Annotated in this window: 24 protein-coding genes; 14 read left to right on the forward strand and 10 right to left on the reverse strand. The window is 64.2% G+C overall.

Going from position 1 to position 24598, the window contains the following annotated elements:
- The first annotated feature begins 8 nt into the window (after positions 1 to 8).
- Genes AC0L2M_RS11775 through AC0L2M_RS11785 form a run of 3 tightly spaced genes read left to right on the forward strand, consistent with a single transcriptional unit; the run spans position 9 to position 3758 of the window.
- On the forward strand, positions 9 to 305 hold the full coding sequence (locus AC0L2M_RS11775; protein WP_236370425.1) for a sarcosine oxidase subunit delta: 297 nt from the start codon (positions 9 to 11) through the stop codon (positions 303 to 305).
- On the forward strand, positions 302 to 3256 hold the full coding sequence (locus AC0L2M_RS11780) for a sarcosine oxidase subunit alpha family protein (RefSeq protein WP_473534925.1): 2955 nt from the start codon (positions 302 to 304) through the stop codon (positions 3254 to 3256). Before AC0L2M_RS11775 ends, AC0L2M_RS11780 begins: the two co-directional genes overlap by 4 nt.
- Positions 3249 to 3758: an aminomethyltransferase family protein gene (locus AC0L2M_RS11785; protein WP_287316057.1), complete on the forward strand. Its 510-nt coding sequence runs from the start codon at positions 3249 to 3251 to the stop codon at positions 3756 to 3758. The genes AC0L2M_RS11780 and AC0L2M_RS11785 overlap by 8 nt, the downstream gene beginning before the upstream one ends.
- Positions 3759 to 3798: 40 nt before the next feature.
- Here AC0L2M_RS11785 and AC0L2M_RS11790 read toward each other — a convergent pair whose 3' ends face one another.
- Both AC0L2M_RS11790 and AC0L2M_RS11795 read right to left on the reverse strand, forming a co-directional pair.
- Positions 3799 to 4830 carry a phosphotransferase family protein gene (locus AC0L2M_RS11790; RefSeq protein ID WP_473534926.1) on the reverse strand — a complete coding sequence of 344 codons (1032 nt, stop codon included), beginning with the start codon at positions 4828 to 4830 and terminating at the stop codon, positions 3799 to 3801.
- A 31-nt stretch (positions 4831 to 4861) separates the two neighbouring features.
- Positions 4862 to 6073 carry an acyl-CoA dehydrogenase family protein gene (locus AC0L2M_RS11795; protein ID WP_473534927.1) on the reverse strand — a complete coding sequence of 404 codons (1212 nt, stop codon included), beginning with the start codon at positions 6071 to 6073 and terminating at the stop codon, positions 4862 to 4864.
- On the opposite strand from AC0L2M_RS11795, the gene AC0L2M_RS11800 reads away from it, so the two are divergent.
- On the forward strand, positions 6060 to 6305 hold the full coding sequence (locus AC0L2M_RS11800) for a hypothetical protein (protein ID WP_473534928.1): 246 nt from the start codon (positions 6060 to 6062) through the stop codon (positions 6303 to 6305). The two genes, AC0L2M_RS11795 and AC0L2M_RS11800, sit on opposite strands and share 14 nt — an antisense overlap.
- Positions 6306 to 6374: 69 nt before the next feature.
- Here the strand turns inward: AC0L2M_RS11800 and kce are convergent, their stop codons facing one another.
- From kce to AC0L2M_RS11820, 4 genes are all read right to left on the reverse strand, one after another.
- Complete coding sequence (kce, locus tag AC0L2M_RS11805) at positions 6375 to 7337, reverse strand: 3,5-dioxohexanoate:acetyl-CoA acetone transferase (RefSeq protein WP_128171861.1); 963 nt, start codon at positions 7335 to 7337, stop codon at positions 6375 to 6377.
- Positions 7334 to 8281 carry a 3-hydroxyacyl-CoA dehydrogenase gene (locus tag AC0L2M_RS11810; RefSeq protein WP_473534929.1) on the reverse strand — a complete coding sequence of 316 codons (948 nt, stop codon included), beginning with the start codon at positions 8279 to 8281 and terminating at the stop codon, positions 7334 to 7336. Before AC0L2M_RS11810 ends, kce begins: the two co-directional genes overlap by 4 nt.
- A 10-nt stretch (positions 8282 to 8291) precedes the next feature.
- Positions 8292 to 9098 (reverse strand): SDR family oxidoreductase, encoded by an 807-nt coding sequence (locus AC0L2M_RS11815; RefSeq protein WP_473534930.1) that lies wholly within the window; start codon positions 9096 to 9098, stop codon positions 8292 to 8294.
- 145 nt (positions 9099 to 9243) lie between these two features.
- Positions 9244 to 9915, reverse strand: coding sequence for a GntR family transcriptional regulator (locus AC0L2M_RS11820; RefSeq protein WP_473534931.1), 672 nt, complete (start codon positions 9913 to 9915; stop codon positions 9244 to 9246).
- A 146-nt stretch (positions 9916 to 10061) separates the two neighbouring features.
- Here AC0L2M_RS11820 and AC0L2M_RS11825 point away from each other — a divergent pair, with 146 nt between their 5' ends.
- From AC0L2M_RS11825 to AC0L2M_RS11860, 8 genes are all read left to right on the forward strand, one after another.
- The gene (locus AC0L2M_RS11825; protein ID WP_023800447.1) at positions 10062 to 10649 is read left to right on the forward strand and encodes an amino acid synthesis family protein; all 588 of its coding nucleotides are present in this window, start codon (positions 10062 to 10064) and stop codon (positions 10647 to 10649) included.
- Positions 10642 to 12450 (forward strand): alpha/beta fold hydrolase, encoded by a 1809-nt coding sequence (locus tag AC0L2M_RS11830; protein ID WP_473534932.1) that lies wholly within the window; start codon positions 10642 to 10644, stop codon positions 12448 to 12450. Before AC0L2M_RS11825 ends, AC0L2M_RS11830 begins: the two co-directional genes overlap by 8 nt.
- The gene (locus tag AC0L2M_RS11835; protein ID WP_128171852.1) at positions 12447 to 13499 is read left to right on the forward strand and encodes an LLM class flavin-dependent oxidoreductase; all 1053 of its coding nucleotides are present in this window, start codon (positions 12447 to 12449) and stop codon (positions 13497 to 13499) included. The genes AC0L2M_RS11830 and AC0L2M_RS11835 overlap by 4 nt, the downstream gene beginning before the upstream one ends.
- Positions 13496 to 14971 carry an aldehyde dehydrogenase gene (locus tag AC0L2M_RS11840; RefSeq protein ID WP_023800444.1) on the forward strand — a complete coding sequence of 492 codons (1476 nt, stop codon included), beginning with the start codon at positions 13496 to 13498 and terminating at the stop codon, positions 14969 to 14971. Before AC0L2M_RS11835 ends, AC0L2M_RS11840 begins: the two co-directional genes overlap by 4 nt.
- Positions 14972 to 15026: 55 nt before the next feature.
- Entirely contained in the window at positions 15027 to 16031 is a 1005-nt protein-coding gene (locus AC0L2M_RS11845) for an ABC transporter substrate-binding protein (RefSeq protein WP_473534933.1), read from the forward strand.
- 69 nt (positions 16032 to 16100) lie between these two features.
- Positions 16101 to 16961, forward strand: a complete 861-nt coding sequence (locus AC0L2M_RS11850; protein WP_128245434.1) for an ABC transporter permease — start codon at positions 16101 to 16103, stop codon at positions 16959 to 16961.
- 1 nt (position 16962) lies between these two features.
- Entirely contained in the window at positions 16963 to 17763 is an 801-nt protein-coding gene (locus AC0L2M_RS11855) for an ABC transporter permease (protein ID WP_023800442.1), read from the forward strand.
- Positions 17760 to 18836, forward strand: coding sequence for an ABC transporter ATP-binding protein (locus tag AC0L2M_RS11860; protein WP_023800441.1), 1077 nt, complete (start codon positions 17760 to 17762; stop codon positions 18834 to 18836). The genes AC0L2M_RS11855 and AC0L2M_RS11860 overlap by 4 nt, the downstream gene beginning before the upstream one ends.
- A gap of 17 nt (positions 18837 to 18853) precedes the next feature.
- On the opposite strand, the gene AC0L2M_RS11865 is transcribed toward AC0L2M_RS11860, so the two are convergent.
- The gene (locus AC0L2M_RS11865; RefSeq protein WP_473534934.1) at positions 18854 to 19342 is read right to left on the reverse strand and encodes a cupin domain-containing protein; all 489 of its coding nucleotides are present in this window, start codon (positions 19340 to 19342) and stop codon (positions 18854 to 18856) included.
- Between the two features lie 80 nt (positions 19343 to 19422).
- Here AC0L2M_RS11865 and AC0L2M_RS11870 point away from each other — a divergent pair, with 80 nt between their 5' ends.
- Both AC0L2M_RS11870 and AC0L2M_RS11875 read left to right on the forward strand, forming a co-directional pair.
- A complete protein-coding gene (locus tag AC0L2M_RS11870; protein WP_473534935.1) occupies positions 19423 to 20361 on the forward strand; it encodes a LysR family transcriptional regulator in 939 nt (312 codons plus the stop codon).
- Positions 20362 to 20640: 279 nt separating this feature from the next.
- Positions 20641 to 21537 carry an arginase family protein gene (locus AC0L2M_RS11875; RefSeq protein ID WP_473534936.1) on the forward strand — a complete coding sequence of 299 codons (897 nt, stop codon included), beginning with the start codon at positions 20641 to 20643 and terminating at the stop codon, positions 21535 to 21537.
- Positions 21538 to 21624: 87 nt separating this feature from the next.
- Here AC0L2M_RS11875 and AC0L2M_RS11880 read toward each other — a convergent pair whose 3' ends face one another.
- The 3 genes from AC0L2M_RS11880 to AC0L2M_RS11890 are packed head-to-tail and all read right to left on the reverse strand — an operon-like array spanning position 21625 to position 24588.
- Positions 21625 to 22617: an ABC transporter ATP-binding protein gene (locus AC0L2M_RS11880; RefSeq protein ID WP_128167568.1), complete on the reverse strand. Its 993-nt coding sequence runs from the start codon at positions 22615 to 22617 to the stop codon at positions 21625 to 21627.
- Entirely contained in the window at positions 22614 to 23636 is a 1023-nt protein-coding gene (locus AC0L2M_RS11885) for an ABC transporter ATP-binding protein (RefSeq protein ID WP_473534937.1), read from the reverse strand. The genes AC0L2M_RS11880 and AC0L2M_RS11885 overlap by 4 nt, the downstream gene beginning before the upstream one ends.
- Positions 23626 to 24588 (reverse strand): ABC transporter permease, encoded by a 963-nt coding sequence (locus AC0L2M_RS11890; protein WP_287171680.1) that lies wholly within the window; start codon positions 24586 to 24588, stop codon positions 23626 to 23628. The genes AC0L2M_RS11885 and AC0L2M_RS11890 overlap by 11 nt, the downstream gene beginning before the upstream one ends.
- Positions 24589 to 24598 lie beyond the last annotated feature (10 nt).

Consider the following 24598-nt stretch of genomic DNA (forward strand, 5'->3'; position numbering starts at 1 on the left):
GCAAGACAATGCTGCGCATCGAATGCCCCTGCTGCGGTCTGCGCGACCATGACGAGTTCCGCTACGGCGGCGATGCTTCCGTCACGCGCCCGGCGCACGACGATCCAGATCCCGAGGCCTGGTACCGTTACGTTTATATCAGGGCAAATCCGGCTGGCCTGCACCGCGAATTCTGGCAGCACGTGATCGGTTGCCGCCAATGGCTGGTGGTCGAACGCGACACGCGCAACCACGCCATCGCATCGGTCGAGCTGGCCAGGAAATTGTCGGCCAGGAAACCACCCGCCAGGAAATCACCGGCATGAGTTCGAACCACAAGCGGTTGTCGATGGGTGGCCGTATCGACCGCGAGCAGCCGGTCGAGTTTACCTTCGACGGCCGCAAGCTGATCGGATATCGCGGCGACACGCTTGCCTCAGCGCTGCTCGCCAACGGCGTCACCCTGGTCGGGCGCAGCTTCAAATATCATCGTCCGCGCGGCATTTTTTCCGCCGGGGCCGAGGAGCCGAATGCGCTGGTCACGCTCGCAACCGCAGGCAGGCGCCAGCCGAACCTGCCGGCAACGACGCTGGAACTCGCAGACGGCCTAATCGCTGAAAGCCAGAACCGCTGGCCGTCGCTTGCCTTTGATGTGCAAAGCGCCAACGGCCTGTTGGCGCCGTTCCTGTCGGCCGGCTTCTACTACAAGACCTTCATGGGCCCGACGCGCCGCGCCTGGATGTTCTACGAGCACTTCATTCGCAAGGCGGCCGGGCTTGGCAGAGCCGGCACCGACCCTGATCCCGACCGCTACGACATCAGTCATGCCTTTGCCGATGTCGCAATCATCGGCGGCGGCCCGGCGGGATTGTCGGCGGCGCGTGCTGCCGCAGCGGCCGGCGCGCGGGTGGCGCTGATCGAACAGGATTTCCTGCTCGGCGGCCAGCTTCTGGCGGAAGCTTCCGACAGCGCTGCGGCCGCATGGCTGAGACAGGCCGAGGCCGAGCTGGACGGCTTCAAAACCGTCGCCCTGATGAAGCGGACGACCGCCTTCGGCATCTATGACGGCAATGTCATCGGACTGGTCGGGCAACGCGACCCAGCCAATCCGCGGCCGGCCGGCGAAGTGCTGCAGACATTCACCATGCTTCGCGCCCGCTCGATCGTTTTCGCCACCGGCGCCATCGAGCGACCAATGGTATTCTCGAACAACGACCGACCCGGCGTGATGCTTGCGTCGGCCGCCCGGACCTACCTCAACCGTTTCGCCGTCCTGCCCGGCAAGAAAATAGTCGTCGCCACCAGCAATGACGGCGCTTGGCGCACCGCCTTCGACTATGCCGCAGGCGGCGTAGAGGTGACGGTTGCCGATCTGCGTGCAGCGCCGCCCGCCGCACTTGCCGCAGAAGCCGCACGGCTCGGCGTGGTGGTGCGGGCCGCAACGCGCATCGTCGACCTTAACGGCGGCCATGCCGTCAGGCGTGCAACGCTCAACGGACCGGACGGCCAGTCCGAGGCCGCCTGCAACCTGGTCTGCGTGTCCGGCGGCTGGTCGCCGACCGTGCATCTCACCTCGCACCTTGGCGTCAAACCTCAATATCGCGACGACATTGGCGGCTTCGTGCCGGGCGCGTTTCCGGCGGACCGGTTCGGCGCCGGCTCGATGATGGGAATTTTTTCGACCGCCGATGCCATCGAGGACGGTCATCGCGCCGGCACCGAGGCGGCATGGTTCTGCGGCAAGTCGGCACAGGCGTCCGCACCGTCGAAACTCGATCTCGGCGAGACCGCCACGGCCCCGTTTCGCGAAATCCCTTCTCTCGGCCGTGGAAAGGCCTTCGTCGATTTCCAGATGGACGTGACGACCGGGGATATCGAACTCGCCTATCGCGAGGGCTATGAATCGGTCGAGCACCTGAAGCGCTACACCACGCTCGGCATGGGCACCGACCAGGGCAAGACCAGCAATTTTGCGGCGCTTGCCGCGATGGCGGCCCTGCGCAACACAACCATCCCAGAGACCGGCGCCACGACCTTTCGACCGCCCTATACGCCGGTCGCCATCGGTGCGCTTGCCGGGCGCGCCATCGGCCATCATTTCAAGCCGATCCGCCGCACGTCGATGCACGACTGGCACATGGCGAACGGCGCCGAGATGCTGGAGGTCGGGCTCTGGATGCGGCCCTATTTCTACAGGCAATCCGGGCTCGACGTGAACGAAGCGTATGTCGCCGAAATGCGGAGTGTGCGCCAGGCCGCTGGCCTGATGGACATCTCTACTCTCGGCAAGATCGACGTCCAGGGCCCGGATGCCGCGATTTTCCTCGATCGCATCTACGCCAACGGCTTTGCCAAACTGCCGGTTGGCCGTGCGCGCTACGGCGTCATGCTGCGCGACGACGGCATCGTCTTCGACGACGGCACCACGACGCGGCTGGCCGAGAACCGGTTCTTCATGACCACCTCGACCGCCAAGGCCGCCGACGTGCTGTCGCGTCTTGAATTCCTGCTCGATATGGCCTGGCCGGATTTGCGCGTAGCCGTGACCTCGGTGAGCGATGAATGGGCGGCGATGTCGGTTGCCGGACCGAAAAGCCGTGCAATTCTTGCTGCGGCATTTCCCGCTCTCGATGTTTCCGACGCGGCACTTGCGCATATGGGATTGCTCGAAAGCGAATGGCAGGGCCGTGCGCTCCGCATCCTGCGTCTCAGTTATTCCGGCGAGCGCGCCTACGAAATCTATGTCGGCGCAACTGCCGGTGAACAGCTTTGGAGCAGCCTACTCGAAGCAGGCAGGCCGCTCGACTTGAAACCTTACGGCGTCGAGGCGCTCGGCGCGCTGCGCGTCGAAAAGGGCCATGTCGCCGGACCTGAAATCGATGGGCGCACGACGCTCGACGATCTTGGCCTCGGCCGCATGGCGGGCAAGCGTACCGGCTTCGTCGGCAACGTGCTGCGACGGCGCCCCGCCTTCCAGGCGCCCGACCGCCAGCGCCTGGTCGGACTGGAATGCATCGAAGAAGGAAAACGCCTTCGCGGTGGCGCCATCCTGTTCCTGCCGGGCGAGAAACCTTACGGCCACGGGCGCGGCCGCGTCACCTCCGTCACCTTCAGCCCCGAACGCGGCCACTATGTCGGGCTGGCCTTGCTTTCCGGCGATGTCGCCAGCGAAGGAAGCGAGGTCGTGGCCGTCTATCCGATGAAGGCCGAAACGGTCCGTGCCCGAATCGTCTCGCCGGTATTCCTCGATCCGCAGGGGGAGCGGCTGCATGGCTAGCATTATGTCTTCGCAGGATTTCAGCCTGTCCGTGGTCGATTGCCCACTCATCCAGATCGAGGGCTGGGACGGCACGCTGGGGCAATTCGAATCGAACCTTTCGGCATCGCTCGGCATGAAACTTCCTGCCTCGGTCGGAGAGACGGTCCGTCACAAAGGTTTTCTCGTCATCCGCGTCGCGCCTCGCCGCTTGTGGCTGGCTTTCGACGACGGCGCGCAAGCATCTTCGCTTGCCGTCGACCCGGATCTCGGCTGCTCGGTCTCTCTCGGTGAGGGTCGCGTGCGTTTCAGCATGGCCGGGGCCGGCGTCGCTCGGGTTCTCTCCAAATGCATCGCCGTCGACTGGCGCGCGCCGGCGGCCGCCCCGGGCCGCGCCGTGCTGACATCCCTGCACCATGTGTCCGTGCTCTTCCTGCGCACCGGCGATGCCGCGTGCGAACTCATGGTGCCGCGAAGTTTTTCGCGAAGCCTCTCGGACTGGATTGACGGATTGGATTGCTGACGCCGCGAGTAGGGAAAGGACCTGAGCGCGAACGCTCCTCTCAGGCGGCGCTCCACGGTCTTGCCCCTTGGATGATCTCTTGAGCGCGCACGGCAAAGCGACCGGCGAGCGGCGACTTGCTGGCGGCATCGGCCGACGCCGCGCTGCCTGCCCGCGCCCGGTCGGCGATGCCGACGAAGATCACCGCGAAACGGAACAGCGAAAAAACCAGATGGAAGCGTTGCAAGGGCGCAGTGGGTACGGCATGGGCGAAATAATGATCGAGGAATTCGCGCTGGCTGGGGATGCCGAGGGCGGCATGATCAAGGCCGAGGATGCCGCCATATTCGTCTGGCGTCGAATGCCAGGTCATCGAACAAAAGCCGAGATCGGCGAGCGGATGGCCGATCGTCGACAGCTCCCAATCGAGAATGCCGATCACCGCCGGCCTGCCGGGATGGAACAGCAGATTTCCGAGGCGGAGGTCGCCATGGGCGATCGACACGCGTCCATCATCTGCGGGCATATGCTGCGGCAGCCAGTCGGCGACCGCTTCGAGTGCCGGAATTCTGTCACTCGGCGATTCCCTGAGCTGCCGGGTCCAGCGGCCAATCTGGCGCTCGAAATAGTCGCCGGGCCGGCCGTAATCGCCGAGACCGACCTCGTCGGGACGGACAGCATGCAGTTTGGCCATCGCTTCGGCCATGCCGAAATAGATGGCGCGTCGCTGCGCGGGGATGAGGCCAGGCAGCGAACAGTCGTGGAAGACGCGACCATCCAGCCGCTCCATCAGGTAGAACGACGTGCCGAGCGGCTCGACACCGTCGTGATAGAGCACCGGCCGCGGCACCGGGACATTGGTCGGTGCGAGCGCTTCAAGCACGCGGAATTCGCGGTCGACGGCATGCGCCCCGTGCAGGATCGGCCCGGCCGGTTTCTTGCGCAGCACCATGCGATGCGCACCATAGTCGACGAAGTAGGTGGGGTTGGACTGCCCGCCGCCGATCCGCTCGAGCGTCATTGCGGCATCGCCGAAGCGGTTCGCGAGAAAGCCCTTCAATGCAGCAGGATCGAAATCCGCATTCAACGGCATCTTTTCCTCCTAAGCTGCCACCCCGCGTCCGCTATGTCTCGCCTTCGACGGTCCAGCGCCAGAAGCCCCTCTCTTCTTCGTCGAGGAAACGGTTCAGCACCATCTTGTGGACCTCATCGGCACCGTCGACCAGCCGCGCCTGGCGCGCATAGCGGTAGATCCATTCGAGCACCGTGTCCTTCGAATAGCCTCGCGCGCCATTGATCTGGATGGCCACATCGGCCGCGTCATGCAGCACATTGGCGACCTGGACCTTGGCCATCGACACGTCCTTGCGGGCAAAGCTGCCGCGGTCCAGTTCCCACGCAGCCTTCATCACCAGGAGGCGGCCGATCTCGATGCGCATGGCGAGGTCGCCGAGCTTCAGCTGGACGCTTTCGCGGTCGGCGAGGCGCTGGCCGAAACTGTGGCGTTCGGCAGCGTAGGCGCGCGCGATCTCGACGCAACGCTTGGACAATCCAAGCCAGCGCATGCAGTGGGTAAGCCGCGCCGGGCCGAGCCGCACCTGCGTCACCTTCATGCCCCTGCCCTCGCCAACCAGCACGTCTTCGACAGGGATTTCGAGCCCATCGAATTCGAGCTCGCAATGCCCGCCATGCTCCTCCGGGCCCATGATCTCGATGCGGCGCATGATGCGCCAGCCCGGCTGGTCCTTGTGGAACATCAGGGCCGACAGACCATGGCGCGAATCGTCCGAGGTTCGCGCGATCAGAATGAAATGGCTGGCCTCCTCGGCACCGGTGATGAACCATTTGCGGCCGGTCACCACATATTTGTCGCCGCGCCGTTCAGCACGCGTCATGATCATCGCAGGGTCCGAGCCGCCGCCGGGGTGCGGTTCGGTCATGGCAAAGGCCGAGCGCACCTTGCCCTCGACGATCGGCTTCAGCCATTTTTCCTGCTGCGCCGGCGTGCCGAGCGCCTCCAGAACCATCATGTTGCCATCGTCGGGCGCTGCCGAATTGAACACCACGGGTCCGAAGATCGACCGGTTCATCTCCTCATAGCAAACCGCAATATCCATCTTGCCGAGACCGGCGCCGCCGGTTTCGGGCTTGAGCTGCAGGCACCACAGGCCCGCCATACGCGCCTTGGCGCGAAGCGTCTCCAGCAGCGGCAAGGCGATATTTCCATGTGCGTCATAGGACGTCTTGTCGGCCTCGAGCGGCAGGATCTCACGCTCGACGAAGTCGGCAATGCGGACGCGGTAATCTTCGGTGCGGGCGGGAATGTCGAAATTCATGGACAAACTCCCAGCGATGAAACGAGGTGGCCACCATCGATGGACGAGATCGCCGAAAAGCATCGGGTCCATATCTGAAATCGAGCACGCGCTCGTTTTCCTTATTCGCCTCTATCCTCTTTTGCAGCTGCCGTCATCCGGCGAAGCGTGGTTCCGCCACGCCCTTGATGCCAAGGCCGGTTATCGCGAACAGGCTGCCGCGCAGGACGCCATCGCCGGGGAGGCGCGGTAACGACCACCACGACTTCGATCTTCATGCCGTCCTCCTCTGTTGGCACCGTGCGGCGATAGGCGAGCCGCCTCAGAACGCGACCTTGTCGCCGCCCTTCAGTGACAGGATCTCGCGCGCCTCGTCGGGCGTCGCCACCTCCATGCCAAGGCCCTCGATGATCTTGCGGGCAAGCACCACCTGCTCGGCGTTCGATTTGGCAAGCTTGCCCTTGCCGGCCCACAGACTGTCTTCGAGCCCGACGCGGATGTTGCCGCCAAGGGCTGCCGACTGCGCGGCGATGCGCAACTGGCTGGCGCCGGCGCCGAGCACCGACCAGCGGAACTGGTCGCCGAACAGCCGGTCGGCGGTGCGCTTCATATGGGCGACATCTTCGGGATGGGTGCCGATGCCGCCAAGCAGACCGAACACCGACTGCACGAAGAACGGCGGCTTGACCAGCCCGCGATCGGCGAAGTGCGAGAGATTGTAGAGATGGGCGATGTCGTAGCACTCGAACTCGAAGCGCGTGCCGTTGTCGTAGCAGGTCGCAAGGATGTATTCGATGTCCTTGAACGAGTTGCGGAAGACCAGGTCACGCGTCGCTTCCAGATGCGGCTTTTCCCAGTCGAACTTGAAAGTCTCGTATTTGTCGACGAGGTGATAGAGCCCGAAATTGATCGAGCCCATGTTGAGCGAGGCGACCTCTGGCTTGAACTCGGCGGCCGGGCGCACGCGTTCCTCGACCTTCATATAGGGACTGCCGCCGGTGGTGATGTTGATGGCGGCATTGGTGGCCTGCTTGATGCGCGGCAGGAAGCGGGCGAAGGCCGCCGGCGTCTGGTCGGGCTTGCCGGTCTCGGGGTCGCGGGCATGCAGGTGCAGGATCGCCGCACCTGCCTCCGCCGCCGCGATCGCCTCGGACGCGATCTGGTCCGGCGTGATCGGCAGATAGGGCGACATGGTCGGTGTATGGATCGCCCCTGTCACCGCACAGGTGATAATAATTTTGCCCCTGGTCTGCGTAGCACCGGGCTTGCGGCTTGTTTCCGTCATCTTCCAAACTCCTGATCCGATTTTTTCTTGTGCGCGGCCAGCGCCATCAGCCGGCGGTCGCGCCAAACCTGCCGTTCGCCGAGTTCTTCCCGCGGCAGCCGCTTGCGGCGGTCGGCCTCCACCGTCTCGATGACTTCGCCGGCCCAGTCGACGCGGCGCAGCATCTGCGGAAAAATGTTGGCATAGATCGATTGATAGCGCTCGATATAGTCGCGTACACCGCCCGGCGCATTAAGGTCGATCGTTTCGAACGGACCCATGAACGACCAGCGCAGCGCCAGCCCGTCGCGAATGCCGATATCGACATCCTCGACGCTCGCATAGCCGTCGGCGACAAGTCGAAAAGCCTCCTCCAGCAGCGCGCCCTGCAGGCGGTTCATGATGAAGCCGTCGAGCTCGTGCTTCATCACCAGCGGCGCGTGGCCCGCATCGACGAGGAAGGCGCGGGTCCTTTCGATTGTTTCGGAAGACGTCCATGGCGCCGGCACGACTTCCGCGGCCGGGATGAGGTAGGGCGGATTGATCGGATGCACGACTAGGCAGCGGTGCCGCCCTTGCAGATGGTCGGTGAATTTCGACGGCAGCAACGCCGAGGTGGAACTGGCGATCACCGCTTGCGGACCGGCCATTGCATCGATCTGCGAGAACACCTCGCGCTTCAACTCGAGGTTTTCGGGCGTGTTCTCCTGGATATGGACCGCATCGGCCAGCGCTTCTTCGAGCTCCGCAACGACGGCAATGCGACCAAGCACGACGTCGATTGCCTGTCCCCGCAGCAGATCGTTCGTAGCGAGGTCGCCGAGCACGCCGGCGATGTAATCGTGCGCACCTTCGGTCGCGGCCGGCGACTGGTCCCACATCTGCACATCGTGGCCGGCGCGGGCAAAACTGATCGCCCAGGCCCGCCCGATGAACCCGCTGCCGACAATCGCTACTTTCACCATGGTCGGCTCCTCAAAGGGTTTCGACATTGCCGTCGACGCCGAGCGACTGGCCGGAGATGTTGATCGCCGCATCGGACAACAGGAAGGCGACCATCGCGGCGACGTCATAGGGGCTGGTCATGCGGCGCAGCGAGATGTTCTGGAGATAGCGCTCCGTCATCTCTTCGTTCGACACACCGAGCTGCCTGGCCCGGTCGGCGATGACCTTGTCGATGCGTGGTCCCTCGATGATGCCGGGCAGGATAGCGTTGACCCTTACGCCGTGCGGCCCGAGTTCCTTGGCAAGGCTTTGCGTGAAACCGATGACGCCGAACTTGGCCGCCGAATAGGGGGTGCGGAATGCGTAGCCATGGCGGCCGGCGGCGGACGACATCGAGACGATCGAGCCGCCGCCCGCCGCCTTGATCAGCGGCACGGCACGCCTGGCGCAGAGGAACTGGCCGGTCAGGCAGATGTCGATGCAGCGCCGCCACTCCGCCGGATCGATTTCGTCGACGCCGCCGGTCGGCCCGGCAATGCCGGCATTGTTGATCAGCGCGTCAAGGCCGCCGAGCTTTTCCTTCACGGTCTCGAACAGAAGGTCGACGTCGTCTTCGCGCGAGACATCGGCCTTGACCGCGGCGACCAGGGCGATCTTGTCCGGAGCGGCTGCCAGCGCCTCGTCGGAGACGTCGCAAACGACGATGCGCGCGCCGAGCCGCGACAGCGTGTCGGCAATGGCCAGGCCGATGCCGCCGGCGCCTGCCGTCACCAGCACGCGCTGCCCCTTCAGCCCGGTCAGAAACTCGTCCGCCGATGTCGGCGCCCCTTTGCTCATCGTGGATCCCTTCTCATTGCAGCCGCCGTTCGCGCAGCGCCATGACAGCGAACGACCAAACCGTACAATATTGCCCCTGAAATTGTGACGAAAGCACTGCCCTCTGCGAGGGCGACGGACGATTCCGTAATGTGTAGTTTCTGCTTCAGCTATCGCGAAGCGTCTGTTGCGCAATTCGCCAGGCCTGCTCGACATGCCGCCGGGCCGCGGCTTCGGCGGCATCGCCGTTGCGCGACTTGATCGCGTTCATAATGTCGGTCATTTCGGCAATTGCGGCATCGCGGCGATTCTCCGAAGCGATGGTCATGGAACGCAGCTGGTTGATGCGGACGTTCAGACCCTGGACGATCTCCCAGGCGATGCGCTTGTCGGCGGCATCGAAAAGCACCTCGTAGAATTTTGTGGTCGCCCGCATCACCTCGATCGGATTGGCTGATGCCCACGCCTTGAGCAGCACATCGAACGCGCGCTCAAGCGCGGCGATCTGACCCTCAGTCGCCGTCAGCGCGCAGGCGCGCGCCGCGATGCCCTCCATCAGAGCGCGCAGTTCATAAATCTCGTCGGTGCGGCTGAGATCCGGCCTGGCCACCGCGGGTCCATGGCCAGGTATCATCTGGACGAGGCCCTCGGTCTCCAACTGCCGCAGGACCTCGCGCACCACCGAGCGACTGACGCCGAGCTGGTCGCAAAGCGGCCGCTCGACCAACCGTTCGCCAGGCTGGAAGTGAAACCCCATGATCGCGTCGCGCATGCGCTCCAGCGCCAGCGTTCTCAGCGTCTTGGCGGATCGTTCGATCCTCAGTGTGTCGTCGGCCAATTCATATACTCCCAGCATCGGCAAGAAACAGATTCGACGATCCGTTGACAAGGGATTTGGTCTTCAATAGTATGGTATACCATAAGACAGCTAGGCAAAAGCGGAACTTTTCCGGATGCCTCAGCCGACCCGACACCGAGGATTCGATGAAGCCGGCCATTCGAAAGATCGTCACCCATGTCGAGAACACGCTAATCGAAGGCGGCAAGGCGGCCCCCCGGCCGCTGCGCCTGATCGGCGTGGCGGCGGTGCTCGACAACCCCTGGGCCGGGCGCGGTTTCACCGAGGACCTTTCGCCCGAGATCCGCGCCTATGCGCCGGTTCTGGGGGAGATGCTGACCCATGAAATCCTCGCAGTTGCCGGATCCGGCGAAGCGATCGAAGGCTACGGCAAGGCCGCAATCTGCGGCACATCAGGCGAGATCGAGCATGCCTCGGCGCTCATCCACACGCTGCATTTCGGCAACCACTATCGGCGTGCCGTCGGCGCCAAGACCTATCTTGCCTTCACCAACCTGCGCGGCGGGCCGAACACGCCGATCATGATCCCGCTCATGGACAAGAACGATGAAGGCCGACGTTCGCACTACCTGACGGTGCACTTCCAGATCGGCGACGCGCCGGCGCCGGACGAGTTGGTGGTGGCGCTTGGCGCCTCGATCGGCGGACGACCGCATCATCGCATCGGCGACCGCTACCAGGATCTCAAGGAGGTCGGCGACCTGCATGGCTGAGCTGACGGACCGTGGCTGGCATCGCGGAACGGCGCCTGACGGCACCGGTTTCATCCGTGCCGGGTTCGGCGCGCCGGTCCTTCTCATCCACGGTGTCGGCATGAACGCGGCGATCTGGGCACCCCAGATCGAGCTGATGAAAAACAGATGGGATGTGATCGCAATCGACATCCTGGGACACGGCCAGTCGCCGTTGCCGCCCGAGGACGCCAGCCTCGCCGATTATGCCGGACAGGCAATTCGGCTTCTCGATCACCTTGGCCTGGATGCCGTCTCGATCGTTGGCCATTCAATGGGGGCGCTGGTCGGGCAGGAAATCGCTCTCAATGCACCCGAACGGGTTCGTAGCCTCGTCTCGCTCAATGCGGTTTTTCGCCGCCCGGCGGAGCTTGCGCAGGCAGTGCGCGAGCGCGCCGCCGAACTGAATGGCGCGGAAAACCCGTCGGGGACGGACGCAACGATCGCGCGCTGGTTCGGCAACCCGGTACCCGACAGCCTGGCCGAGGCGGCAAGGATGACGCGCGTGGCACTGCAAAGCGTCAGCTCCGAGGGCTATGCGCGCACCTATCGACTTTTCGCCCATGCCGATGCGGCGCATGGCGATCGTCTTTCCGGTCTCGCAATGCCGGCCCTGTTCATGACCGGCTCGCAGGACAGGAATTCCTCGCCTGCGATGTCGGCGGCGATGGCACGCCTCGCGCCGCGCGGTCGCTGCGTCGTTCTGGAGGGCGAACGACATATGATGGCCGTAGCCTCGCCTGACGTGGTCACACGGCGCATTGTCGATTTTCTCGAGAGCAACGACGGCGCAAGCACATCGGCGCGACCGGCAATGGACACAGCCTTCGACGCGGGCGAATTCAGGCGGGCGCTCGGTTCCTTCCTGACCGGCGTTACAATCGTCACCGCGATCGGGCCGGAAGGAGAGCCTCGAGGCTTCACCGCCAATTCGTTTACATCCGTTTCGCTCGATCCGCCGCTTGTGCTGGTCTGCATCGCCAAGAAAGCGCTGGGTCATCCGGTGTTTTCGACCTCGAAATGCTTTGCCGTCAACGTGCTCTCGGAGGAACAGCGAGCCGCGTCCGGCGTCTTCGCTTCGAAATCGCAGGACAAGTTCTCGGCTGTCGAGTGGCGCTTCGGCCCGACCGGCAGCCCGCTGCTCGCTGGATCGGTGGCGACGTTCGACTGTGACATGGAGCAATTGGTCGACGCCGGCGACCATTCGATCCTCATCGGCCGCGTTCGCGAATTCTCCCACAATTCATCGCAGCCCCTCGGCTATTGCCGTGGCGCCTACGTCTCGCCCGGCCTCAGCCAGGAAGCACTGGCGGCCGCGCCGCCCGACATGGAGGTCGGCGCCATCCTCGAAGATGAAGGCCGCGTGCTGTTTTTCGAAACCGCCGACGGCTTTTTCGAACTGCCGGCGGGCCGAGGGCTCGGGCCACCCGGCGACTCGCGAAGCCTCAGGGGACGCCTCGCCGCGAAAGCCATCGAGGCTCATCTCGGATTCCTGTTTGCGGTCTGGGACGACGCCGCAAGCCCATCGCGAACGCACGTCTACTACCGCGGCACGGTAGCCGCGCCCCACTCCAGCGATCGCCAGGTCCGGCTCGTCGACATCGACAGGATTGCCGGACTGAACATCGCCGACGCTGCCGTGCGCTCGATGCTCGCCCGCTATGTTCGCGAATGTCGGGAGGATGCGTTTGGAGTCTATGTCGGCAACGAGGTCGAAGGTGAAATCCGTCCGCTCGCCAAGCCGGTAGCAATCACCACTTCCAGTCCGGGTCAACAGATATGAAGTTCTCGCTCTTCGTCCATATGGAACGCTCGGACCCGGCAAAGCCGCATGCCGACCTCATCGATGAGCTTGAGGAACTGGTCGTGATGGCCGAGGCGGCAGGCTTCGAGACGGCCTGGATCGGCGAACACCACGGCATGGAGTTCACCATCTCGCCAAACCCGTTCATCAACATCGCCTATCTCGGCGCCAGGACGAAGCGCATCCGGCTCGGCACAGGAACCGTCATCGCGCCGTTCTGGCATCCGATCAAGCTCGCCGGCGAGGCAGCCATGACCGATGTCGTCACCGGCGGCCGGCTCGACATCGGCATCGCCCGCGGCGCCTACAGCTACGAGTACAAACGCCTGTTCCCTGGGCTCGACGCCTGGGGCGCGGGCCAGCGCATGCGCGAGATCATCCCGGCCATCAAGGGCCTCTGGGAAGGCGATTTCGAGATGTCCGGCGAATTCTGGTCGTTTCCCTCGACCACCTCGTCGCCCAAGCCGGTGCAAAAGCCGCACCCGCCGATCTGGGTGGCGGCGCGCGATCCGAACTCGCACGACTTCGCCGTCTCCAACGGCTGCAAGGTCCAGGTGACGCCGCTCGCCTCCGGCGACGACGAAGTAACCAGCCTGATGGAGCGCTTCAACGCGGCGTGCGCGGCGCATCCCGACATGGCCCGCCCCGAGATCATGCTGCTGATGCACACATTCGTTGCCGAAGACGCCGCCGATGCGGAGCAACTGACGAGGGACCTGTCGCTGTTCTACTGCCAGTTCGGCGCGTGGTTCCAGAACAAGAAGCCGGTTCGCCAAGGCATATTGGAAGCGCTCTCCGACGACGAGATCGCAGCCATGCCGCAATATGCGCCGGACAAAATCCGACAGAACCTGGTCATCGGCGAAGCCGAAGAGGTGATCACCCGGCTTAAGGCATATGAGGCGCTCGGCTATGACCAGTACTCGATCTGGATCGACAGCGGTCTGCCGCACGAGCGCAAGAAGAAGTCGCTGCAGCTGTTCGTCGACAAGGTGATGCCGGCCTTCGGGCATGGGAGGCCGCAATGACCCTTGTGGCCTTCAGCAACTTCATAGATGGGGCGTTCGATACGCCGACAGCCACCTTCGAAAGCATCGATCCATCAACCGGAGCGCCCTGGGCGACGATGCCCGCCGCAACCGAGGCCGATGTCGACCGCGCCGTCGAGGCGGCGCACCGGACGCTGCACTCGGCCGCGTGGGCCTCGCTGACGGCGACGGCGCGCGGCAAGCTGCTGGTGCGCCTCGGCGACCTGGTCGTCGCCAATGCCGGCCGCCTGGCCGAACTGGAAACGCGCGACACCGGCAAGATCATCCGCGAGACCCGCGCCCAGATCGCCTATGTCGGCGACTATTATCGCTACTATGGCGGGCTTGCCGACAAGCATGAAGGCTCGCATGTGCCGATCGACAAGGCCGATATGGACGTCACCATCCGGCGCGAGCCAATCGGCGTCGTCGCTGCCGTCGTGCCGTGGAATTCGCAGCTCTTCCTTTCGGCCGTCAAGCTCGGCCCGGCGCTGGCGGCCGGCTGCACGGTCGTCCTGAAAGCCTCGGAGGACGGTCCAGCGCCGCTGCTGGCCTTCGCCGAACTCGTTCATGAGGCCGGATTTCCCGCCGGAAGCGTCAACATACTGACCGGGTTCGGACACGATTGCGGCCGGCGCCTGACAAGTCATCCGCTGGTTTCACGCGTCGCCTTCACCGGCGGACCTTCGACCGCTCGCGCTATCGTCCGCAACACGGCGGAAAATCTCGCCTATACGACGCTGGAGCTGGGCGGGAAAAGTCCAGTTGTCGTTTTCGCCGACGCCGACTTGGACAGCGCGGCCAACGCGGTGGTGGCCGGGATTTTCGCAGCGTCTGGACAAAGCTGCGTCGCCGGCTCCCGGCTGCTTGTCGAGCGTTCGATAAAGGCCGAGTTCCTGGACAGGCTGAAGCACAAGGCCGAGGCCATCAAAATTGGTGATCCGCAGGATCCAGCCACCGAAATGGGACCGCTGGCAACGCCACGTCAGCGGGAATGGATCGAGAAGATCGTTGCCGAGAGCCTCGCCAATGGCGGGACGTTGGTCACCGGCGGAAAAAGGCCCGACAATCATCCGCACGGCTTCTACTACGCACCGACCATCATCGATGCCGAGGATTCAGCGCTGCCCTGCGTGCGCGAGGAATTGTTCGGTCCGGTGCTCAGCGTTCTCATCTTCGACACGGAAGCCGAAGCCCTGGCGCTTGCCAACGATACGCCGTTCGGCCTCGCTTCGGGCGTGTTCACCACCAATCTCGCCAAGGCGCACCGCATGGCGCGCGACATCCATGCCGGCATCGTCTGGGTCAACACATACCGCGCCGTTTCGCCGCTCGTGCCGTTCGGCGGCTATGGTCAGTCGGGGTTCGGCCGCGAGGGCGGGCTCGACGCCATCCGCGACTACACGCGCCCGAAATCCGTCTGGATACGGATATCCGACGAGCCGATCCCGGACCCGTTCGTCATGCGATGAGGCAATCGCGCAATTCATAAAAACAAGAACCAGACAACCAACAGAGGAGAATGACATGAAACTGATTTTGACCGGCATTTTGGCCGCACTCCTGGCAGCCACCGCCGCACACGCCGATGAAATGGTGTTCACCAGCTGGGGCGGAACCACCCAGGAGGCGCAGACCAAATCCTGGGCTGCTCCGTTCGAAGCCAGTTCCGGCATCAAGGTCCTGCAGGACGGCCCGACCGACTACGGCAAGCTGAAGGCCATGGTGGAAGGCGGCAGCGTCGCCTGGGATGTCGTCGATGTCGAGATGGATTTCGCCATCAAGGCGGCCAAGGACGGCCTGCTCGAGCCGATCGATTTCAACGTCGTGCCGAAAGCCGATCTCGATCCTCGCTTCACCACCGAGCATGCGGTCGGCAGCTTCTACTACTCCTTCGTTCTTGCCTGGAACAAAGGGGCGGTGTCGGCCGAGCCAACCGGCTGGGCCGACATGTTCGACCTGACGAAATTTCCCGGCAAACGCACTTTCTACAAATGGTCGGCGCCGGGCGTCATCGAGATTGCGCTGTTGGCCGACGGCGTGCCGGCAGACAAGCTCTATCCGCTCGACCTCGACCGGGCGTTCAAGAAACTCGACACGATCAAATCGGAAATCGTCTGGTGGGACAGCGGCGCGCAGTCGCAGCAGCTGATCGCCTCCGGTGAGGCAGCCTTCGGGCAGCTCTGGAACGGACGGGTCTTCGCCCTCGAGCAGGACGGCACCGATGTCGGCGTATCCTGGAACCAGAACATGACCGCCGCCGACGTGCTCGTCATTCCCAAGGGTTCGAAGAACAAGGCGAGCGCCATGAAATTCCTGGCCGCTGCGACAAGCCCGAAAAGCCAGGCCATGTTTGCTGAAGCAAGCGGCTACGCACCCATCAACACGGCAGCCAAGGCCGAAATGCCGGCCGATGTCGTCAAGTCGCTGCCGGACGCCTATGTCGACGGGCAGATCAACCTCGACATGAACTACTGGGCTGAAAACCGCGATAAGATCGCCGAGCGCTGGTACGCCTGGCAGGCCAAATAGCCGCCGACCTCACCCATGAACCGGCGGGGCGTCGCTAGGCGTCCCGCCTGAGCTGCCGGGATTATCGCCATGTCGGGCAATTTGCTTCATCGACAGCCAATCCTCCGAAGGCCCGACGGTATCGGCGGCGCCTTGCCGGCGCTGACCCTCATCACCCTGTTCTTCGTGGTGCCGGTTGTTGCGCTGCTGTTGCGCAGCTTGACCGAACCCGTGCCGGGCCTGCAGAACTACGCCACCCTGTTTGGCGACGGCACCTATGCGCGGGTCTTCTTCAACACCTTTCTGGTCGCCACCGTCGTCACCGCCGTAACCGTGATCGTGGCGTTTCCAGTCGCCTGGATGCTGGCGATCATGCCGCCTGCCCTCGGCTCGATCGTCTTCGGCATCATCATCCTGTCGATGTGGACCAATCTGCTCACCCGCACCTATGCCTGGATGGTGCTGCTCCAACGCACCGGCGTCATCAATCGGACGCTGATGGATATCGGCCTGATCAGCGAGCCGCTGCCGCTGATCAACAACCTGACCGGCGTCACCATCGGCATGGTCTACATCATGCTGCCCTTCATGATACTGCCACTGGTCGGAACGCTGCGCGCCATCGATCCGATGACGCTGCGCGCCGCCGCTCTGTGCGGTGCGAGCCCCTTCGACGCCTTCCGCCGCATTCTGCTGCCCTTGTCGCTTCCCGGAATCGCTGCAGGCGGCCTGATGGTTTTCGTCATGTCGCTCGGCTATTTCGTGACACCGACGCTGCTCGGCGGCACCTCCAACATGATGCTCGCCGCAATGATTGCCCAGATGATCCAGTCCTTGCTCAACTGGGGGCTCGGAAGCGCGGCGGCTTTCATCCTACTTTTGGTGACCATGGCGCTCTACGCGCTGCAGCTGCGCCTCGTCGGCGCCAAGCGCATGACAGGAGGCATCTGAGATGCTGCTCGACTACGACCGGCTGGGCTGGCTGCGCGCAGCACTTCTGGGTTTCACCGGCCTGGTTGCCGCGTTTCTGCTGCTGCCGGTGGTTTTCATCGTGCTTTTGTCGTTCGGGTCGTCGCGGTGGCTGGCTTTTCCGCCACCAAGCTGGACGTTGAAATGGTATGAGGAGCTCTTCGCCGATCCGGCCTGGCTCGAAGCGGCGCTGACCAGCGCGCGCATTGCCACCATGGCCGCGATTCTTGCCGTCGTCATCGGGCTGCTGGCTTCTTTCGCGCTGGTCAGGGGACAGTTTCGCGGGCGCAATACGCTTCGCGGCCTGCTGCTGACGCCAATGGTGCTGCCGGTTGTCGTCTTCGCCATCGCCATCTATGCATTCTTCCTGCGGATCGGGCTCGGCGGCACCACGGTAGGCTTCGTCATCGCCCATACGGTCCTGGCACTGCCCTTCGCCATCATTCCGATCACTGCGGCACTCGAAGGTTTCGACAAATCCATCGAGGATGCGGCGATCGTCTGCGGCGCGAGCCCCTTCGAGGCAAAACTCCGGGTCACCTTGCCGGCGATCAAGATCGGGATTTTTTCGGCGGCGATCTTTGCCTTCCTCGCCTCATGGGACGAGGTGGTGGTCGCAATCTTCATGGCAAGCCCCACCTTGCAGACCTTGCCGGTCAAGATCTGGGGCAGCCTGCGCCAGGATCTCAGCCCGGTCATCGCTGCGGCCTCCAGCCTTCTCGTTCTTCTGACGCTGAGCCTGATGATCGTAACCGCACTCATTCGGCGGAAATTGTCGAAATGACCGAACCGTTCCTCTCCATTCGCGACCTGCGCAAGGCGTTCGGCAGCTTCGTCGCCGTACACGATGTCACCATCGACATACCCAAGGGCGAGTTCCTGACCTTTCTCGGCCCTTCCGGTTCTGGCAAATCGACGACACTTTATGCGATCGCCGGCTTTCAGCACCCGACATCCGGCGACGTTCTTCTCGAAGGCAGGTCGCTGCTGTCGGTGCCGTCGCACAAGCGCAATATCGGCATGGTGTTCCAGCGCTACACGCTGTTCCAGCATCTCACCGTCGCCGAGAACGTTGCCTTTCCGTTGCGCGTGCGCCGCCGTCCGGACGCAGAGGTGAACCGAAAAGTCGCCGAGATGCTGTCGCTGGTACGGCTCGAGAGTTTCGGCGGCCGATATCCTGGCGCGCTTTCCGGCGGACAGCAGCAGCGCGTGGCGCTTGCCAGGGCGCTGGCCTACGATCCGCCGATCCTTTTGATGGACGAGCCGCTTTCGGCGCTCGACAAGAAGCTGCGCGAGGAAATCCAGGCCGAGATACGGCGCATCCATCGCGAAACCGGCGTAACGATCCTTTACGTCACCCACGATCAGGACGAGGCGCTGCATCTTTCGGATCGCATCGCCCTGTTTCGTGACGGGCGCATCGAGCAGATCGGCAGCGGTGAGGACCTCTATCTGAGACCTGCGAGCGAATTCGTCGCCAGCTTCATCGGAAATTCCAATTTCCTGCCGGCCGAGCATCTTGAAACCGTCGACGGCGCCGCCACGATCCGCCTCGCCGATGGCTCGGTCGTCTCCGGCGTCAGGAACGATCGGGAGTTCAGCCAAGGCCAGAAGACCCGGCTGATGGTGCGGCCGGAAGCGTTTCGGCTGAGACCCGGCGCGGCCACGGCCGGGCTTGCGGTCGAATTCATCGACACCGCCTTCTTCGGCGAGCGGCGGCGCGTCATCGCACGCACCGCCGCCGGCCAGGAGATCGACGTCAGGCCGACATCCGACATGGCGCGAGCACAGGAGGGCATCGCCTCGAGCAGACAGATTTATTTCGATCCCGCCGCCGCATTTCTGTTTCCGGCTTGACAGACGATCGTTCGACCTCAGTGCGGCGGATCAGCCGGCGCCTCGATGGTGACGCCGTATTTGGCGGTGATGGCCACGACCTTTGCCATCTCCGGCGTGCCGGCGGCAGTCGCGGCGTCCAATTCCGCGAACATCTGATCAAGGCCGCAACTCGGTGCGCAGAAGACGAGCACGCGAGCTGGCTTGTCGCCGACATTGCGGATGGCATGGCGCCGGCCGCGTGCGCCGAAGAAGAAGCCGCCGGGCGCAACGCGATGGGGCGCGGATTGGCCCTCGAATTCGATGACGAGTTCGCCGCTCAGCACATAAAAGCCTTCATCCTCTCGGGCATGGATGTGCGGTGGCACTCCCGCGCCCGGCGGAACCGCGGACTCCCAGAGCGAGAAGGACCCGGCGGTCTCGGCGCCGGTGGCCTTGTAGATATGGGTGATGCCCAAAACGTTGAGCGTCGAGCCGGCCGCCGGCGCGCGCACGAACGCTTCAGCCGCTGTAGCTTTGGCATCCATCGTCGATCTCCTTCGTGGTTCAGGTCGTTCACCAGGAGATAGGCCGTTCTCGTCCGTCGATTAGCCGGAATTGTATGGACATGCCGTCCGAATTTCAGGACAATCCGATGATGGACCCGCTCAATGGCATCGCGGCGTTCGCTCGCGTCGTGGACAGCGGCAGTTTCTCGGCTGCGGCTCACCGGCTCGGACTCTCCAAATCGGCAGTCAGCGCCCATGTCCAGCGGCTCGAACAGCGCCTGGGCATTCGCCTCCTCAACCGCACCACGCGTCGACTCTCGATGACCGAAGCGGGCGCAGCCTACTACCGCCACTGCGCCCGGATTCTCGCCGAAGCTGAAGCGGCGGAACAAGAGGCGAGCGCGTTGCAGCGCGAACCGCGCGGCACGCTTCGCATATCGGCGCCCGACAGCTTCGGCTGGATGCATGTGGCGCCGGCCGTCCCGGAATTCCTGAGGCGCTATCCGGACCTTTCCGTCGACATTGCCTTGAGCCCAACGCATGTGAGCCTGGTCGATGAGGGGCTGGATCTGGCGATCCGTATCGGCGCGCTCGAGGATTCGCCGCTTGTCGTGCGCAAGCTCGCGCCATCCCGGCTCGTCGCCTGTGCTGCGCCCGCCTATCTCACCAAGCATGAAGCGCCGCGCGAGCCGGGCGACCTCGCCAAGCACAACTGCCTCTGCACCAGCCTTTTGCCTTGGGGCGATGAATGGCGCCTTACCGGCAAAATTGGCGAGGTGCGGGTGACCGTGGGCGGCAGCTTTCGCAGCAACAATGCGGAGATGCTGCGCGTTGCCGCACTCGACGGCATCGGCATCGCCCTATTGCCCACATGGGCGGTGGCGGAGCCGCTGCGTACCGGCGCGCTGCGCCGCGTGCTGGATGCCTGGGAGCATCCAGCCAGCACGATTTATGCCGTCTATCCCAGCAACAGGCTCATGTCGATGAAGGTCCGTGCCTTCGTCGACCACCTTGCTCGATGCATAGGACGCGCACCGTATTGGGATGAGGGCCTTTGAGAAGAGCGCCCCGTTTTGGCCGCGCATCGTCCTCTCTGAATGCGCTCAAAAACGGTCTCCCACCGGTCGGAAAACTTGCGATCCTGCCTTCAACAGGGAAGTTGGGCGGCGGCTTGAAATCTCCTCGCTTTCGCCCACGTACTGGGTTACGCCGGCTGCGAGGCGAGTTTTTTGGCTGCAAAAGCGTCGCTTATGGGGCCGTCAAACCGGCAGCAGCGCTCAGTAGCGGAAACCGCTGGCGTTGCGCCGGTTCTCACTCGCGATACCTGGGAGCACCTGATGCCGACCCGCCCCTATGCCATCCTTGAAGCGCCGTCCTCGCTGGGTCTGGCGACCGACGGCGTTGAAGCCTTGCCCGGTCGGCTGCTGGAACTGGGCCTCGCCGAACGCATCCATGCGCGCCGCGCCGGGCGGCTGGCCGTCCCGCCGAAAGACCCGAAGCCCGACCCTGCCACCCTGACGCTGAATGCCAAGGCGATCGCGGCGTGGTCACCCAAGCTCGCCGACGCCGTGGAGGAGGTGCTGCACACCCGCGAATTCCCGGTGGTGCTGGGCGGCGACTGTACGATCCTGCTGGGTCCGATGCTCGCGCTGCGCCGGCGCGGCCGCTACGGCCTGTTCTTCATCGACGGCCACGCCGATTTCTTCCAGCCGGAAGCGGAGCCCAACAGCGAAGGCGCGTCGATGGAGCTGGCCTTCGTCACCGGCTACGGGCCGGCGCTGCTGACCGACCTGGAGGGCCGCCGCCCGTTGGTGCGCTCCGGGGACGTCGTCGCCTTCGCATTTCGCGACCACGAGGACCAGGCCGAATTCGGCAGCCAGCCTTTGCCAGCCGAGTTCATGGCCTACGATCTGCACGCCATCCGCCGCCTGGGCGTCGAAGCCGCCGCCCGGGCCGCCGTTGGCCACCTGACGCGGGCGGAACTCGACGGCTTCTTCATCCATCTCGACGCCGATTGTCTCGACGATGCGATCATGCCGGCGGTCGATTTCCGCATACCGGGCGGGCTGTCTTGGGACGAACTGTCGGCGGCGCTCCGCATCATCCTGGCGAGCGGCAAGGCGGTCGGGATCGAGGTCACCATCTACAATCCGCGCCTCGACGAGGACGGCAGCGCCGGCCGTGGCCTCGCTGATGTCCTGGCCGCAGCTCTCGGCACAGCCGCGCCCGCTTGAGCGGACGGGAGCAATCTTGACCGTTGTGCTTCGACTTCGCCGCCACACGCAACGACCTGTCCCCTCCCCCAACGAGAATCCCGCGCCTTACCCGCCGCCCGGATGATGGCAAGCAACCAGGCGACCGTCGCCCGTGCTCTGCAGCAGCGGACGTTCGTTGCGGCACATGGAAGTGGCAGCCGGGCAGCGGGTGTGAAACCGGCAGCCGGAGGGTGGGTTCATCGGGCTCGGCAAGTCACCCTTCAGGACAAGCCGCTCGCGTCGTGCCCGATCGATACTGGGTATCGGCACCGCGGAACGGAGTGCCGTGGTGTAGTGGTGCCTGGGCGCCGCAAAGACCAGATCGGTCGGCCCGCTCTCCACGACCGATCCCAGATACATGACGGCCACGCGCGTCGAAATCTGGCGCACCACGGATAGATCATGGGCGATGAACACATAGGTCAGGTTGAACTCCTCACGCAGATCGGCCAGCAGATTGACGATCTGGGCCTGGATCGAAACGTCGAGCGCCGAGACCGGCTCGTCGGCCACGATCAGCCTTGGCCGGAGCGCCAGCGCGCGAGCAATGCCGATCCGCTGCCGCTGGCCGCCCGAGAATTCGTGGGGATAGCGCGACGCGTGCTCGGGGGACAATTCGACCCGGCGCAGAAGCTCGGCGACGCGGTCCGTCATTTCCGATGCCGAGAGGCGCTCATGGATGCGGAACGGATCGGCCAGCAGATCGCCGACCCGCCGACGTGGATTGAGCGAGGCGCTCGGATCCTGAAAGACCATCTGCATCTGTCGCCGCAACGGACGGAGCTGACGCTGGGACGCGTCGGTAATGTCGCGGCCCTCGAACTCCAGAGAACCGGAGGTGATATCGGTCAGACGCACCAGGCATCGGCCAAGAGTGGATTTACCGCAACCTGACTCCCCGACGATGCCAAGCGTTTCCCCGGGCCAGATGTCGAGCGATACCGTGTCGACCGCCTGGACCGTCCGGCGCTGCGCCGGGAAAATCGAGCGGCCGACGTGATAATGCTTCGAAAGATCTCCGGCGCGAAGTAGCGGGCGCTCGCGTGGCGCAGCACTCATCGTTGCATTTCCACGCCGACAGCCTTGTGGATGTTGAATTGCTTGCGTCTGGCTTCCGGTAATACGCAGGCGGCGCGATGGCCGTCGCCACGCATTGTCGGGAGCTGGACCAGGCAGGCATCGTGGCGAAAGGCACAGCGCGGACCGAAGGCGCAGCCTTTCGGCAGGTCGGAGAGGGAAGGCGGAGCTCCCGGAATCGCGGCGAGGCGTACCGGACGCTCACCATCCATCGGCGGGATCGAGCCGAACAGTCCCCATGTGTAGGGATGCAGCGGCGTTCGGAACACGCTGCTCTTGCGGCCCTCCTCGACGAAGCGTCCGCCATACATGACCAAGACCCGATCCGCGACCTGGGCGACGACGCCAAGATCGTGTGTGACCAGGATCACCGCCGAGCCGAACTGATCGCGCAGCCGTCCGATCAGTTCGAGGATCTGCGCCTGCACGGTCACGTCCAGGGCCGTGGTCGGTTCATCCGCGACAAGCAGCGCCGGGTTGCACGAGAGCGCCATCGCAATCACCGCACGCTGGCGCATGCCGCCGGAGAGCTGGTGCGGATAGCCGTCGACGACCCGATCAGGATTGGCAATGCCGACCGCATCCAGCAACTGCACCGCCCTCGCCCGCGCCGCCCGCGCCGACACTTTCTCATGCGCACGCACCTGCTCGCCGATCTGGTTGCCGATCGTATGCACCGGGGTGAGCGCCGACATCGGATCCTGGAAGATCATCGCGACCTGGCGGCCGCGAATGGCATCGAGCGCACGCCGGTTGAGCCCGACGAGCTCCTGCCCCATGAAGCGGATTGAACCGGAGACGACGGCATTGGGGCTGTCGATCAGCCCCATGATGGCCAGCAAGATCTGGCTTTTGCCGGAACCGGACTCACCGACGACACCGACGATCTCCCGCTGCTCGACGGCAAACGAGACGCCTGCCACAGCCCGCACCAGCCCCGCGTCGCTGCGGAAGGATACGGTGAGACCCTCGACGACGAGAAGGGGAGCGTTAACGGACATCGCGAGCCCTCGGGTCGATAAAGACGAAGACGACGTCGACGACGAAGTTTGCCATCACCACGAAAAACGAGGCGTAGATCACCGTGGCAAGGATCATCGGCAGGTCGAGGGTCTGCAGTGCCTCATAGGTCAATTTCCCGACGCCCTGCAGCCCGAAGACCACTTCGGTCAACAGCGCGCCGCCGCCGACCAAGGCACCGAAATCGAGACCGAACATGGTGACGAATGCCACCAGTGACGTCCTGAGGCCGTGATGCAGCAAAACCCGCCGCTCGCCGATCCCCTTGGCCCGCGCGGTGCGGATAAAATCCTCCTGCATCATCTCGATCAGACTTGCCCTCAGCACCCGTCCGTAAAGGCCGACATAAAGCGTCGCCAGCGTGAACCACGGAATGACGAGCGCCTTGAACCAGCCCCAGGGGTCCTGTGTCAGGGGGATGTAGCCGAGCGGAGGAACCCAAGAAAACAGCCAGGTGTCATGCCAGCGGCTCTGTGTCAGCAGATTGGCGACCTCGCCGAGCCAGAAGACCGGAACGGACACTCCAATCAGGCTCAGGATCATCAGCGCCCGGTCGATAAACGTGCCGCGCGTCGCCCCGGCGATCACCCCGACGATCAGTCCGCCCAACACCCACAGCACCGCCGCGCCGCCGACCAGCGACAGCGTAACCGGAATGGCGGCTGTCACCGCGGGAATTACGCGCTGCCCACGATTGACGAAGGAGGTGAGGTCGCGGCTGACGAAAAGCCGGTTCATCATCAGCCCGTATTGCACCGGCAAAGGCCGGTCGAGACCGAAATCGTGGCGGACCTGGACCAATGTCTCCTGGGACGCATTGCGGCCGGCAATGCGCGCCGAGGGATCGGCACCGGGCGTGGCGAAGAAGATCAGGAAAGCGACGACGCTGATGCCGAACATGACCAGCACCATCTGGCCGAGCCGAAAACTCATGGCGGCAAGC

The sequence above is a fragment of the Mesorhizobium sp. WSM4806 genome (assembly GCF_055811635.1).